Origin of the sequence: Arthrobacter sp. FW306-04-A, assembly GCF_044358315.1 — a bacterium.
Classification (GTDB): domain Bacteria; phylum Actinomycetota; class Actinomycetes; order Actinomycetales; family Micrococcaceae; genus Arthrobacter.
On the sequence record NZ_CP084559.1, the window covers coordinates 821,878 to 833,688 of the forward strand.

At 63.8% G+C, this 11,811-nt stretch carries 13 protein-coding genes; 8 read left to right on the forward strand and 5 right to left on the reverse strand.

Annotation, left to right across the window (positions count from 1 at the left end; translation table 11 throughout):
* Positions 1-12 precede the first annotated feature (12 nt).
* Positions 13-780, reverse strand: a complete 768-nt coding sequence (locus LFT43_RS03905; protein ID WP_395801242.1) for a uracil-DNA glycosylase — start codon at positions 778-780, stop codon at positions 13-15.
* Between the two features lie 151 nt (positions 781-931).
* Here LFT43_RS03905 and LFT43_RS03910 point away from each other — a divergent pair, with 151 nt between their 5' ends.
* The 6 genes from LFT43_RS03910 to LFT43_RS03935 all read left to right on the forward strand — a co-directional run bounded on the left by LFT43_RS03910 (position 932) and on the right by LFT43_RS03935 (position 6,954).
* Complete coding sequence (locus LFT43_RS03910) at positions 932-1,267, forward strand: DUF3263 domain-containing protein (protein WP_395801243.1); 336 nt, start codon at positions 932-934, stop codon at positions 1,265-1,267.
* Between the two features lie 49 nt (positions 1,268-1,316).
* Positions 1,317-1,925, forward strand: a complete 609-nt coding sequence (locus LFT43_RS03915) for a LytR C-terminal domain-containing protein (RefSeq protein ID WP_395801244.1) — start codon at positions 1,317-1,319, stop codon at positions 1,923-1,925.
* 138 nt (positions 1,926-2,063) lie between these two features.
* Positions 2,064-2,267: a cold-shock protein gene (locus LFT43_RS03920; protein WP_265981937.1), complete on the forward strand. Its 204-nt coding sequence runs from the start codon at positions 2,064-2,066 to the stop codon at positions 2,265-2,267.
* A gap of 83 nt (positions 2,268-2,350) precedes the next feature.
* Entirely contained in the window at positions 2,351-3,601 is a 1,251-nt protein-coding gene (locus tag LFT43_RS03925) for an ABC transporter substrate-binding protein (RefSeq protein WP_395801245.1), read from the forward strand.
* 296 nt (positions 3,602-3,897) lie between these two features.
* Positions 3,898-5,526, forward strand: a complete 1,629-nt coding sequence (gene groL / locus LFT43_RS03930; RefSeq protein ID WP_395801246.1) for a chaperonin GroEL — start codon at positions 3,898-3,900, stop codon at positions 5,524-5,526.
* Positions 5,527-5,880: 354 nt separating this feature from the next.
* Positions 5,881-6,954, forward strand: a complete 1,074-nt coding sequence (locus LFT43_RS03935; protein ID WP_395801247.1) for an RNase H family protein — start codon at positions 5,881-5,883, stop codon at positions 6,952-6,954.
* 92 nt (positions 6,955-7,046) lie between these two features.
* Here LFT43_RS03935 and LFT43_RS03940 read toward each other — a convergent pair whose 3' ends face one another.
* The 4 genes from LFT43_RS03940 to LFT43_RS03955 all read right to left on the reverse strand — a co-directional run bounded on the left by LFT43_RS03940 (position 7,047) and on the right by LFT43_RS03955 (position 10,450).
* On the reverse strand, positions 7,047-7,337 hold the full coding sequence (locus tag LFT43_RS03940; protein WP_265981941.1) for a WXG100 family type VII secretion target: 291 nt from the start codon (positions 7,335-7,337) through the stop codon (positions 7,047-7,049).
* A gap of 200 nt (positions 7,338-7,537) precedes the next feature.
* Complete coding sequence (locus tag LFT43_RS03945; RefSeq protein WP_395801248.1) at positions 7,538-9,019, reverse strand: sensor histidine kinase; 1,482 nt, start codon at positions 9,017-9,019, stop codon at positions 7,538-7,540.
* Positions 9,020-9,021: 2 nt separating this feature from the next.
* A complete protein-coding gene (locus LFT43_RS03950; protein ID WP_265981946.1) occupies positions 9,022-9,732 on the reverse strand; it encodes a response regulator transcription factor in 711 nt (236 codons plus the stop codon).
* Between the two features lie 82 nt (positions 9,733-9,814).
* The gene (locus tag LFT43_RS03955) at positions 9,815-10,450 is read right to left on the reverse strand and encodes a LysE/ArgO family amino acid transporter (RefSeq protein WP_395801249.1); all 636 of its coding nucleotides are present in this window, start codon (positions 10,448-10,450) and stop codon (positions 9,815-9,817) included.
* Between the two features lie 69 nt (positions 10,451-10,519).
* Here LFT43_RS03955 and LFT43_RS03960 point away from each other — a divergent pair, with 69 nt between their 5' ends.
* Complete coding sequence (locus LFT43_RS03960) at positions 10,520-11,428, forward strand: LysR family transcriptional regulator ArgP (RefSeq protein ID WP_395801250.1); 909 nt, start codon at positions 10,520-10,522, stop codon at positions 11,426-11,428.
* 136 nt (positions 11,429-11,564) lie between these two features.
* A complete protein-coding gene (locus LFT43_RS03965) occupies positions 11,565-11,804 on the forward strand; it encodes a hypothetical protein (RefSeq protein WP_395801251.1) in 240 nt (79 codons plus the stop codon).
* The last annotated feature ends 7 nt before the right edge of the window (positions 11,805-11,811 follow it).

Below are 11,811 nucleotides of genomic sequence, written 5' to 3' on the forward strand. Positions count from 1 at the left end.
GGCAAGCCTAAGCTAGGGCAACGGCGGAAGTTCCCAGATGACGGGATCTGCGCCCTGCGAACGGAGCAGGGCGTTGGCCCGGCTGAACGGCCGCGAGCCGAAGAACCCCCGCGACGCGGACAGTGGGCTGGGGTGCGCGGAGGTGATCGCGGGGGCGCCGCCAAGCAGGGGCTGAACGCCCTCGGCGTCCTTGCCCCAGAGGATCGCGACGAGGGGACTCTGCTGCCCGGCACCTGTGCGCCGCGCGGCGACGGCGGTGACTGCCGCCGTCGTAATGGCCTCCCAGCCCTTGCCCCGGTGCGAGCCGGCCGCACCCGCGGCGACGCTCAGGACCCTGTTCAGCAGGAGAACCCCCTGGCCTGTCCAGGCCGAGAGATCCCCGTGCACCCGCGGCGGCAGGCCGAGATCCGACTCCATCTCCCGGTAGATGTTTGACAGACTGCGGGGAATGGGCCGGGTCTGCCCGGAAACCGCGAAAGAGAGCCCGACGGCGTGTCCCGGCGTCGGGTAGGGGTCCTGGCCCAGGATCAGCACTTTGACGTCGGCAAGTGGCTGCCGGAAAGCACGAAGGATGTTCGACGCCGGAGGCAAGACTTGGGTTCCGCGGGCGGCCTCGCCCGCCACGAAGGCCAGCACTGAGCGCAATTCGTCCTCGACGCCGGAAAGCGCGTCGGCCCAGTCCGGAGCCATCAGGTCCTCCAAGGCTTTTCCCGGGAGTGCCTCGAATTCGGCGGAGTGATCTTCGGATTCAAGCTCAAACAACGCTTCTTCGCCTGCCATCCAGCCATTGTCCCTGTACCCGGGCTCTGCGGGAAAGCGGCTGCGGGGGAAGCGACCCCACTTGAAACGGCGGGGCGAATGACATCGATGTTATTCGCCCGTTACCATGGGGGCGGGACAAATTTCAGTCAATGCGTCGAAGGAGTGTGTCGTGGCAGAACCCGCACGGGAATCCATGGCGTCCGAAGCAACTGGATTGGTACTCGAAGACCTGTCCGCCGGAATCCGCAGCGACTCGCCGCTGGGCGAGCGCGAACAGCAGATGCTCGCCTTGGAGAGGCAATGGTGGAAGTACGCCGGGGCCAAGGAACAGGCCGTCAGGGAGCTCTTCGATCTCTCGGCCACCCACTATTACCAGCTCCTCAATGCTCTCATCGACACCGAGGAAGCATTGGCGCACGATCCAATGCTCGTCAAGAGATTGCGTAGACTACGTATGTCACGTCAGAGGGCCCGCACGGCGCGCCGCCTTGGTTCTGACGCGTAAAGCACCCGCTGATCCCCCAGCAAGCAAGCAGCAAGGACAAGGCTTCACCATGACCAAATTTGCCCGGGATGAATTCGACCGCGTCCCGCAGAGCTCATCGCGGCAGGGTGTCCACCGGCTCGTCGCCACCGCTTCCCGCCCCGCGCTATGGCCCGTGCTCCTCCTGGGGGGCATTGCGCTGGCTGTAGGCCTCGTTGCGTTCCTTATCCTTCCGAAGCTTGGGTTCACGTCCTCGACGACGCCGCAAGCTACCGTTACCGCGAACGCGTCCAAGCAAAGTGCTGCGGCCTCCGCCCCGGCACCGTCTGCGAGCAGCCCGGTGCAGCCATCCGGCCAGCCGGGTGACACTCCTTCCAGCACGCAGACCCCCACCACGGCGCCGCTGGACAAAACCGCGACGGTCGCGGTCTACAACGGTACCGCCACCGGTGGTCTGGCTGCCCGCGTGGCCGGCGTCGTGCAAGGCGGGGGCTGGCCGCTGTCCACGGTCGCAAACTGGGGCGGCATGCCCCAGCAGACGTCGTCGGTCTTCTACAAGGGACCGGCCCAGAAGGGCAACGCTGAAGCCCTCGGCAAGCTGCTGGGCATCGCAAACCTCGTGGACAGTGCCGAGTTCCAGCAGCCAGTGGTTGTCATTCTGGGGCCGGGATACAAGTAGAACTCGGTTACGCCTCAATAACATTGCGGCCACCCACACCCAAGGTTGCGGTACTGCAACGTGACTGTGGTTACAGTAGTTGTGAGCTGGCCCGGAGATCCCGGAAGCCGGCCACCGCTAGTTGAAAGTGTGGGGATCATGGCTTTGGGAACCGTCAAATGGTTCAATGCCGAAAAGGGCTATGGATTCATCACCGTGGATGAGTCCGGTGACGACATCTTTGTGCATTGGTCCGCTATCCAGATGGATGGCTTCCGTGCGCTCGAAGAGGGACAACGGGTCGAGTTCGAACTGGGCGAGGGCCAAAAGGGCCCGCAGGCAGAAAGCGTCCGGCTTATCTAGTGGGTGTTGCGGCAACAAGGCTGTCCCGGCCCTTTGGTGGGCGCCGGTCCCGGTTAGTTTCTCTTCTCGCAGGCGGTGCCGCTTTGGCGCTAGCACTGGCCGGATGCTCCGCCACCATAGGCAACGCCAGGCTTGACGTTGTTACGCCGAGCGGCGACGGCGTCCTGCGCGTTGGGGTGATTCTGGACAACAGCGGTGGTTCCGCGTTCCTCAACGAATCAGAGCTGGCAGCGGCCAAGCTGGCCGTCAAGCAGATCAACGACGCCGGCGGATACAAAGGCCACCCCGTTGAGTTGCTTCCTGCGTCGGCGGCCAGCGACGGCAGCAGCGCGGCGGCCTTCACCGCTGACACTGCGGCGCAAGCCAAGGCATTGCTTGGAGCTCACGCCGACGTCGTAGTGGGGCCAACGGATTCCAGCCATGCTGCCGCCGCAATAGACGTTCTCTCACCCGCCCGGGTTCCGCTCATCTCGCCGGCCAACACCGCCTCCGGGCTCAGTAGCTACAAGAGCGGCGGCTTCTACTTCCGCACCTCGGCCGCCGATACCGCGCAAGGAAGTGTCCTGGCGAAGCTGGCCCACGACGCCGGCGCCAAGAGGCTTTCCGTCCTGCATGAAGCCGGGGACTACGGTACTCGTGTCTCCGGAGCAGTCATGGACGCTGCCCGCGGCCTCGGAATGGATGCCGTGTCCAACGTGGAATTCGCGGCCGGCAAAGCAGCTCCGGCTGCGGCGAGCATCAAGTCCGGCACGCCGGACGCCGTCGTCGTGGTAGCCCGTGACGGTGCCCAGGGTGCTCTGGCCGAGCTTTTGAACGCGGGGCTGAGCGGCAAGAAGCTGTTCTTGAGCGATGGTGCCATCCGCCAATACGGAACCACGCTCGGTGCCGGCGGCCTTGACGGCGCCCGCGGAATTCTCCCCGGGGTCTTCCCGAGTATCGAGTTCCAAGCCGGGCTGACGGGGATCGCACCCAACCTTAAGGACACGACGTACGCAGCCGAAACGTTCGACGCCGTCACTCTTGCGGCGCTTGCCGCCGCCGCCGCGAACGACGACGCCGGGGCCTCGATCGCCGCTTGGCTCACCACCGTGTCCGGCGGGGTGCGTCCGACGGCGGGTGGTGCGGCGTCGAAAGAGCGCACATCCTGTGCGTCGTACAAGGATTGCCTCGAGGTGCTGAAGGGAGCGAAGCTCCCGGATTACGACGGCGAGTCCGGCACCATCGGATTCGACGCCAACGGGGACGTAACCTCGTCCAACTACATGGTCTTCACGTATGGCGCTGACAACACGGCCCGCGTGAGCGGCAAAGAGACCACCTCGCGGACGCCGTGATGGGCTGTGCCGATAGCGAATTCCCCCGGCGTGGCGAGTATTTTCCGGCACTTCTGCTTGCACTCTCCTCGGGTGAGTGCTAATTATTGATTAGCACTCTCAAGCATTGACTGCTAATTCTTTGTGCGGCTCCGGCCGTTGGGAATGGTGGCGGTGCCTGGGAGAACAAAGAACACCTTGCTGGGGTGAGATCCGGACCGCGCGGCGTACAGAGGCCGAATGTGAAGGATCGTCCGTCGCGGGCACCGCAGTGAAGGCACCTTCTTAACGACTGTCCCGAAAGGACTACCGCCGTTATGGCCAAGATCATTGCATTTGATGAAGAGGCACGCCGCGGTCTCGAGCGGGGTCTTAACATCCTCGCCGACGCCGTCAAGGTCACCCTCGGCCCGCGTGGACGCAACGTCGTCCTCGAAAAGAAGTGGGGCGCCCCCACGATCACCAACGATGGTGTTTCCATCGCCAAGGAGATCGAACTGGATGACCCATTCGAGAAGATCGGCGCCGAGCTGGTCAAGGAAGTCGCCAAGAAGACGGATGACGTCGCTGGCGACGGCACCACCACCGCCACCGTTCTGGCCCAGGCCCTGGTCAAGGAAGGCCTGCGCAACGTAGCTGCCGGCGCCGACCCGCTGTCCCTCAAGCGCGGCATCGAGAAGGCTGTTGAAGCCGTCATCCGCGAGCTGCTTGCTTCCGCCAAGGAAATCGAGACCAAGGAAGAGATCGCAGCCACGGCTTCCATCTCCGCTGGCGACTCCGAAATCGGTAACCTCATTGCTGAAGCCCTGGACAAGGTTGGCAAGGAAGGCGTCATCACGGTCGAGGAGTCCAACACCTTCGGCCTGGAGCTCGAGCTCACTGAAGGCATGCGCTTCGACAAGGGTTACATCTCCGCTTACTTCGTCACCGACGCAGAGCGCCAGGAGACGGTCCTCGAAGACCCGTACATCCTGATCGTCAACTCCAAGATCTCCAACGTGAAGGAACTCGTTGCGGTCCTGGAGAAGGTCATGCAGTCCAACAAGCCGCTGCTGATCATTGCCGAAGACATCGAGGGCGAGGCCCTGGCCACCCTGATCGTCAACAAGATCCGTGGCACCTTCAAGTCCGTTGCCGTCAAGGCCCCGGGCTTCGGTGACCGCCGCAAGGCACAGCTCGCCGACATCGCCATCCTCACCGGTGGCCAGGTCATCTCCGCCGAGGTCGGTCTGAGCCTCGAGAACGCAACCCTCGAACTGCTCGGCAACGCCCGCAAGGTTGTTGTCACCAAGGACGAGACCACCATCGTCGAAGGTGCCGGCGACGCCGACGCCATCGCCGGTCGTGTCGCACAGATCCGTGCCGAGATCGAGAACTCCGACTCCGACTACGACCGCGAGAAGCTGCAGGAACGCCTGGCCAAGCTGGCCGGCGGCGTTGCAGTCATCAAGGCCGGTGCCGCAACCGAAGTTGAGCTCAAGGAACGCAAGCACCGCATTGAGGACGCTGTCCGCAACGCGAAGGCTGCCGTTGAAGAAGGTATCGTCGCCGGTGGTGGCGTTGCCCTCATCCAGGCTGGTGCCAAGGCATTCGCCAACCTGCAGCTCGAAGGCGACGAAGCAACCGGCGCCAACATCGTCCGCGTTGCCATTGACGCTCCGCTCAAGCAGATCGCTTACAACGCTGGCCTCGAGCCGGGCGTTGTCATCGACAAGGTCCGCGGCCTGCCGTCGGGCCACGGCCTGAACGCCGCAACCGGCATTTACGAGGACCTGCTGGCTGCCGGCGTCAACGACCCCGTAAAGGTCACCCGCTCGGCCCTCCAGAACGCTGCGTCCATCGCTGGTCTGTTCCTGACCACCGAGGCCGTTGTTGCCGACAAGCCGGAGAAGCACGCTCCGGCCATGGGTGGCGGCGACGACATGGGCGGCATGGGCGGCTTCTAAGCCCCCGCGCTAGCTCACCAGCCACACGCACGACGGCGGTTCCCACCTCAGGTGGGGGCCGCCGTCGCCCTTTAACGACGCTCGCTCACTTTTGTCGGGTTTTCCCCGACGCTCGCTCACTTTTGTCGGGTTTTCCCCGACGCTCGCTCACTTTTGTCGGGTTTTCCCCGACGCTCGCTCCATCTGCTGCAGGAGCGTTTGGGAATTGGGCGCAAGATCTCCAGGAGGGTTTGAATTTTTTGGCCTATAAGTGAGGGAGGGTCATTCGGGGAAGGAGTCACTCGGCCGCGGGGGTCTGGAGCTCGGGGGTCTGGAGGTCGGGGAGTGTCGGGGTGGTCTGGCAGGATGGAAACCATGACGATTATTGCTGCCGCCGACGGTTCTGCCCTCGGCAATCCCGGGCCCGCTGGTTGGGCCTGGTACGTGAACGACTCTTGTTGGCGGGCCGGCGGGTGGCCGCACGGAACCAACAACCAGGGCGAACTCATGGCTGTGCTGGACCTCTTCCGGTCCACCGCACATGTTCCCCACGAAGAGCTGAAGATCCTCTGCGACAGCCAGTACGTCATCAACTGCATCACCAAGTGGATGCCAGGCTGGAAGCGCAAGGGATGGCGTAAGGCCGATGGAAAGCCCGTCTTGAATGTCGATCTGCTCAAGGACATCGACCGGGCCATTGTCGGCCGCAGGTACACATTCGAGTGGGTCAGGGGCCATGCAGGCCACGAGCTCAACGAGGCTGCCGACGATCGCGCCCGTGCCGTTGCCAGCGCGTACCAGCAGGGCACAGCCGCTCCTAGCGGCCCAGGTTATCCGGGAGCCGACGAACCCGGACGATCCGTGCCCGTCAATCGCTCTGCTCGCCAGACGGGGCCTTCAGACCGCGCCGTGGCTGTGGAACCGCCATCGCTTTTCGACGTCGCTGACGCCCAGGACGAAGACCTCACTCTGTTCGGCGATCAGGATCTTTCCCATGAGGCGGTGAGGGGAACCGGGCATGATACGTTCGCAGAGCAAGAGACGTTCATCGAGCCCACTCTGTTCGCAGAGTTTGAAGAGGTTGCACCCCTTAGCCAGAGTGGCGGGCGCTCAGACGAGGACACCGTTGTTCTACTTGAGAGGGAGCTCCTGAGGCCTGACGTCAGAGGAGATCTTGGGCGGACGGGGGTGCTGCTTCACCCGGATTTCACCGAGATCGGCAGCTCCGGCCGTATTTGGTCCCGCGACGAACTCATGATGGCGTTGGAGGATAACCCCGCGGAAACCGCGGAGGTAGAGGTTGTTTCCGCGGACCGTATCTCAAGCAACACCATACTGCTCAGCTACCGGATCTATGGACGAACCGGCTCGGCACTGCGGAGTTCGATCTGGGTGCTCGACGACGGCCGGTGGCGCTTGCGGTTCCACCAGTCGACGCCCGAGAAGTAGCGGCGGAGAAGCAACACGGCAGGGAGCTGGTTATCAGTCCGGAATCCGGTGGGGAAGCGCAAGCACCGCCCCACCGGACACCGCCAGGGCGCCTAGTAGCTGAACCGCTGGGTGTTGCCTTGTTCGGCCTCCAGATAGGTTGCCGCGGCGGAGGACAGTGCCAGATTGATGGATGCCAGCGAGGCTTCGACTTTGTTCTGGGTCAACGTCCACTCGGAGACGAGGGCCTGGAAATTGTTGGCCGCAGATCCCTTCCAGGTGGCCTGAAGTTCGTCCAGGCCGAATTTCATCGCCTGGACGTCGGCGCTGATGCGATCTACGGTGGCCTTAACGTTGGCGGATTTGAGCTGGAGCAGTTCGGTATCGACGGAAATGACGCTCATGGGGCGTTGCCTTTCAACTGAAGGTGTCCGCAGGTGCGGCTGGCTTGTGGTCCACGAATCGAGCCTAGAAGCCGCCGAACGGCCCCGCCAGAGCCGAACCGGCCTATGTGGACAACTTGCCGCCCCAACCCTGAATGCCCCAGCCTAAATGCTCCAGCCTGAATGCTCCAGCCCTGAATGTTCCGCCAACCCGGTCGGCACTAGTCGGAGATTTCCGCCTCAGCAACGCCCGCGTCTTCCGTCACGTCGGACACCTCGTCCTGAAAGGGGAGGCTGACAACCAAAGTGGCTCCGCCGCCGTCGGTCTCTTCGACCCTTACCGTGCCGCCATGGGAGCCCACGATAGCGGCCACAATGGCAAGCCCAAGGCCGCTGCCGCCGGTCTCCCGCGTGCGCGACGTATCCGCCCTGTAGAAGCGTTCGAAGATCCTGGGCAGCTCCTCGGCCGAAATGCCGCTGCCGTGGTCCCGTACCTCTAGAACAGAGAACATCCCCGACGGAGTGTTCCGAACCCCGACGGCGAGCTCAATCGGCGTTCCTTCGGGGGTATAGCGCAGGGCGTTCCCCATCAGGTTTCCCAGGACCTGCCGAAGCTTGGCCTCGTCGCCTTGGACCGGCGCAGGGGCCGCCGCCCCGCCGTCGAGCCCTGTCAGTGAAATCTTCCGCTCGCCGGACGTCGCGAGGGAGTCCACGACGGCGTCGTTCGCCAGCAACTGCAGGTCCACAGGTTTGAGCTGGAGGGGCCTTTGTTCGTCCAGGCGGGCAAGCAAGAGCAGGTCTTCCACCATGGATCCCATGCGCTTGGCTTCGCTTTCGATCCTGCCCATGGCGGTGCCCACGTCTTCCGGCGTGGCGAGGGCCCCGTGGCGATAGAGCTCGGAGAACCCGCGGATGGTCACCAGGGGAGTACGGAGCTCGTGGGACGCGTCGGCTGCGAAGCGCCGCATTCGGGCTTCGGAAGCCGCCCGCGCGGCAAAGGACGATTCGATGTGGGCGAGCATGGCGTTGAGGGAGCCCCCCAGACGGCCGACCTCAGTGACCGGATTCTCGATTTCCACTCGGCGCGAGAGATCACCAGCGGCGATAGCGGCCGCCGTTTTTTCAACGCGTGCGAGGGGACGGAAGGAGCGTGCAACGGTCCAGGTGGCGATGAAGAACGCGAGCACCAGGGTCAAGAGCCCGACGCCGACCACCACGAGGGTGGCGTGTTCCATGACCTTGTCCACGGGTGACAGGGGCAACCCGACGATCACCACCGCGTTTTGCCCGGTCCGGTTGTCTACGACGTTGACCGCTACTACACGCCAATTGCCGCCGGCAGTGCCTCCCACCTGGAAGGGCGCGTAGTTGCGGTCCTTGGCTTCAACCGGGCTGATGTTGGCGATGCTCGGCCGATCGGTCTTGCTGCCGCCGAACGGATAGGGCGGCTGGCCCTGGACGAAGAGCGTCAGGGAATAGTCCGTGGGCACGGCCGGGTTGGGCTCGGACAGGTTGGCAAAAGATTGCTGCTGCTGGGCGATCTGGACGGCGGTCTTGAGCTTGTCGTCCACCTGCCCTTGGAGGTAGCTCTTGACGAGCGTCAGCGTCCCGGCGCCCGTTGCGGCCAGGGCAAGAAGCAGCAGTCCCATGATGATGGCAACCAGCTGCGACCTGAGGGAGGCCGACTTCCAACGGTTAAACAAAGTCAGCGCTTCTCGGCCGTCCGCAGTACGTAGCCCACGCCACGCTTGGTCTGGATCAGCGCGGCTGCGTCCGGGTCGATGTCCACTTTGCGTCGGAGGTAGGAAATGTAGGATTCCACGATCGAAGCGTCTCCGTTGAAGTCGTACTCCCAGACGTGGTCCAGGATTTGCGCCTTGGACAGCACTCGGTTGGGGTTCAGCATGAGGTAGCGGAGCAGCTTGAACTCGGTGGGCGACAGCTCGATGATGGTACCGCCGCGGCGGACCTCGTGGGCGTCGTCGTCGAGCTCCAGGTCATCCACGCGGATGACGGCGTCGTCGTCTTCCATGGGCTGCGTGCGGCGCAGCACTGCGCGGATCCGCGCCACCACTTCATCCAGGCTGAATGGCTTGGTGACATAGTCGTCGCCGCCCACGGTCAGGCCCATGACCTTGTCTTCGGTATCGTCCTTGGCGGTCAGGAACAGGACAGGGAAGTGCTTTCCCGCGGCACGAAGGCGGCGGGTGACGGTGAACCCATCCATGTCGGGGAGCATGACGTCCAGTACCGCGAGGTCCGGGGAGTGGAGATCGGCGGCAGCGAGGGCTTCGCGCCCGTTCGATGCCGCAACGACCTCAAAACCCGCAAAACGCAGCGAGGTGGACAGCAGCTCACGGATGTTGGGTTCGTCGTCGACGACGAGGAGCTTGGCTTCGGGGCCGTTCTTTTTCATAGCATTCATGATGCTCCCAGTTTCTGGGAGTTGACTGGATGCTTGTTGTGAGAATTGCCGGGGTGTCGTGGTAGCCGGCGGGTTAGCGGCCCAAAGCCAGCCCGACGCCGAGTCCCACCATGGTGACGGCAATCCCGCCGTCGAGGATTCGCCAGGATGCCGGGCGCGCAAAGAAGCCGCGGAGCAATTTCGCGCCGAAACCGAGCGAACAGAACCACAGAATGCTGCCCAGCATCGCTCCGGCGCCGAACCACCACTGGAGCCCGCGCGCCTGCGCGTTCGCCACAGATCCCAGCAGCAACACGGTATCCAGATAGACGTGGGGGTTGAGCCACGTGAGTGCCAGGACAGTGGTCAACGCCGGCGCGAGTCCGCCGCGTCCGCCGCCCGGGGACCCCGGGTCCGCGGACACGAGCGCTTGCGGCTTGAGGATCCGCCTGGCCGCCATCACCCCGTACGTCACCAGGAATGCGGCACCAACATAGCGGAGAACGACGACGGCGGCCGGCGCCGCTGTGATGAGGGCACCTGTGCCGAGTACCCCCGCCGCGATGAGCGCGGCGTCCGAGATGGCGCACACGGCGACGATTGGTCCGACGTGCTCGCCACGGATTCCTTGCCGGAGGACGAAGGCGTTTTGCGCGCCGATGGCAACGATGAGGGCCAGGCCGGTACCGAGACCAAGTCCGGCAGCATGGAGGATGTCAGGCGAGTTCATGCTTCGAGGTTAGGTTCCGCCGCGATCATTAGTCCAGCTAAACATTCTTAGGCATCGTAAGATCATCTTATGGCTAGATTCTCTTCCGAACAGCTGCACACTTTTGCCGCGGTGCTCACCGAAGGCACACTCGACGCCGCTGCCCGGCTACTGAACATCACGCCGTCGGCGGTCTCCCAACGCCTCAAGGCGTTGGAACAAACATCCGGGAGAGTGTTGCTGCAGCGCAGCAATCCGGTCCAGGCGACGGAGTCAGGACAAGTGGTGCTCAGGCTCGCGCGGCAGCTCGCCCAGTTGGAGGCCGACGCCGAACTTGAGCTGGGCCTGCCAGGCGAGTCGCCGATGGTCTCGGTTCCCATCGTGGTCAACGCGGATTCCCTGGCTGTCTGGTTCCTCAAGGCCCTCACCAGGGTCCCTGCGGAGTTGAACGCCGTCTTCGACCTCCACCGGGACGACGAGCAATATTCAACGTCCATGCTGCGCGCCGGAACAGTGATGGCTGCCGTGACGTCGACCCCCGAACCGGTACAAGGCTGCCGTGTCGAGCCCTTGGGAAGCATGCGATACCGCGCCGTCACCACTCCGGAATTCCGGGCACGTTGGCTTCCCGACGGCGTGGACGTCGCCTCCCTGCGCGCAGCTCCGGCCGTGGACTTCGATCGCAAAGACGAGTACCAGCACCGCTTCCTGGAGCTCATGGGCGGCGCGGCGCGTGGGATGGAACCGGCCGGACCGCGCCACTACGTTCCGTCCAGCCAGGAGTTTGCCGAGGCCATTCGTTTGGGTCTCGGATGGGGACTCTTGCCAGAGGCGCAGTGCAGAGAGGATATAGAAAATGGACACCTGGTGGAACTCGCGCCCGAGCGGCCCTTGGACATTCCCTTGTACTGGCAACGGTGGCGGACGCCGTCACGGATACTAGACGCGGTGAGCGAGGCGGTCCGCAGCACGGCCGCGGACGTGCTGCGGACCGCCTGAACAAACAGGGCCTGAGCAAACGCGGCCTAAACAAACATGGCCTAAACGAACATGGCCGGAGCAACGCGGCCAGCCAAAACCCAACACGCCGCTGGCACAGGCCTAAATTGTCGGGGCCTCGTTTCACACTGGAGCCATGAAGAACGAACAAGCTCCTAAGAACGAACAGGCACTGGAACATCGGAACATCGAATTCCATGTCAGCTACCTGGACGCGGATTCCGGCCGCATCGGGCACGAGGAATTCAGCGATCGGGCTGCCGCCGAACGCTTCGCGAACGCGCAGATCAACGACGAAGAGTCTTGGGCCGTCGTCGACGTCGTCGCGCTGCAACCAGCGCAGCAACAAGACCGCGCACAACAGCTGGTTGCCTAGCCTCTGA

What these genes read in the sequence shown, in the direction of transcription:
- LFT43_RS03905 (WP_395801242.1), bottom strand. Translation starts at nt 780, where the DNA reads ATGGCAGGCGAAGAAGCGTTGTTTGAGCTTGAATCCGAAGATCACTCC.
- LFT43_RS03915 (WP_395801244.1), top strand. Translation starts at nt 1,317, where the DNA reads ATGACCAAATTTGCCCGGGATGAATTCGACCGCGTCCCGCAGAGCTCA.
- LFT43_RS03920 (WP_265981937.1), top strand. Translation starts at nt 2,064, where the DNA reads ATGGCTTTGGGAACCGTCAAATGGTTCAATGCCGAAAAGGGCTATGGA.
- groL (WP_395801246.1), top strand. Translation starts at nt 3,898, where the DNA reads ATGGCCAAGATCATTGCATTTGATGAAGAGGCACGCCGCGGTCTCGAG.
- LFT43_RS03935 (WP_395801247.1), top strand. Translation starts at nt 5,881, where the DNA reads ATGACGATTATTGCTGCCGCCGACGGTTCTGCCCTCGGCAATCCCGGG.
- LFT43_RS03940 (WP_265981941.1), bottom strand. Translation starts at nt 7,337, where the DNA reads ATGAGCGTCATTTCCGTCGATACCGAACTGCTCCAGCTCAAATCCGCC.
- LFT43_RS03950 (WP_265981946.1), bottom strand. Translation starts at nt 9,732, where the DNA reads ATGAAAAAGAACGGCCCCGAAGCCAAGCTCCTCGTCGTCGACGACGAA.
- LFT43_RS03955 (WP_395801249.1), bottom strand. Translation starts at nt 10,450, where the DNA reads ATGAACTCGCCTGACATCCTCCATGCTGCCGGACTTGGTCTCGGTACC.
- LFT43_RS03960 (WP_395801250.1), top strand. Translation starts at nt 10,520, where the DNA reads ATGGCTAGATTCTCTTCCGAACAGCTGCACACTTTTGCCGCGGTGCTC.
- LFT43_RS03965 (WP_395801251.1), top strand. Translation starts at nt 11,565, where the DNA reads ATGAAGAACGAACAAGCTCCTAAGAACGAACAGGCACTGGAACATCGG.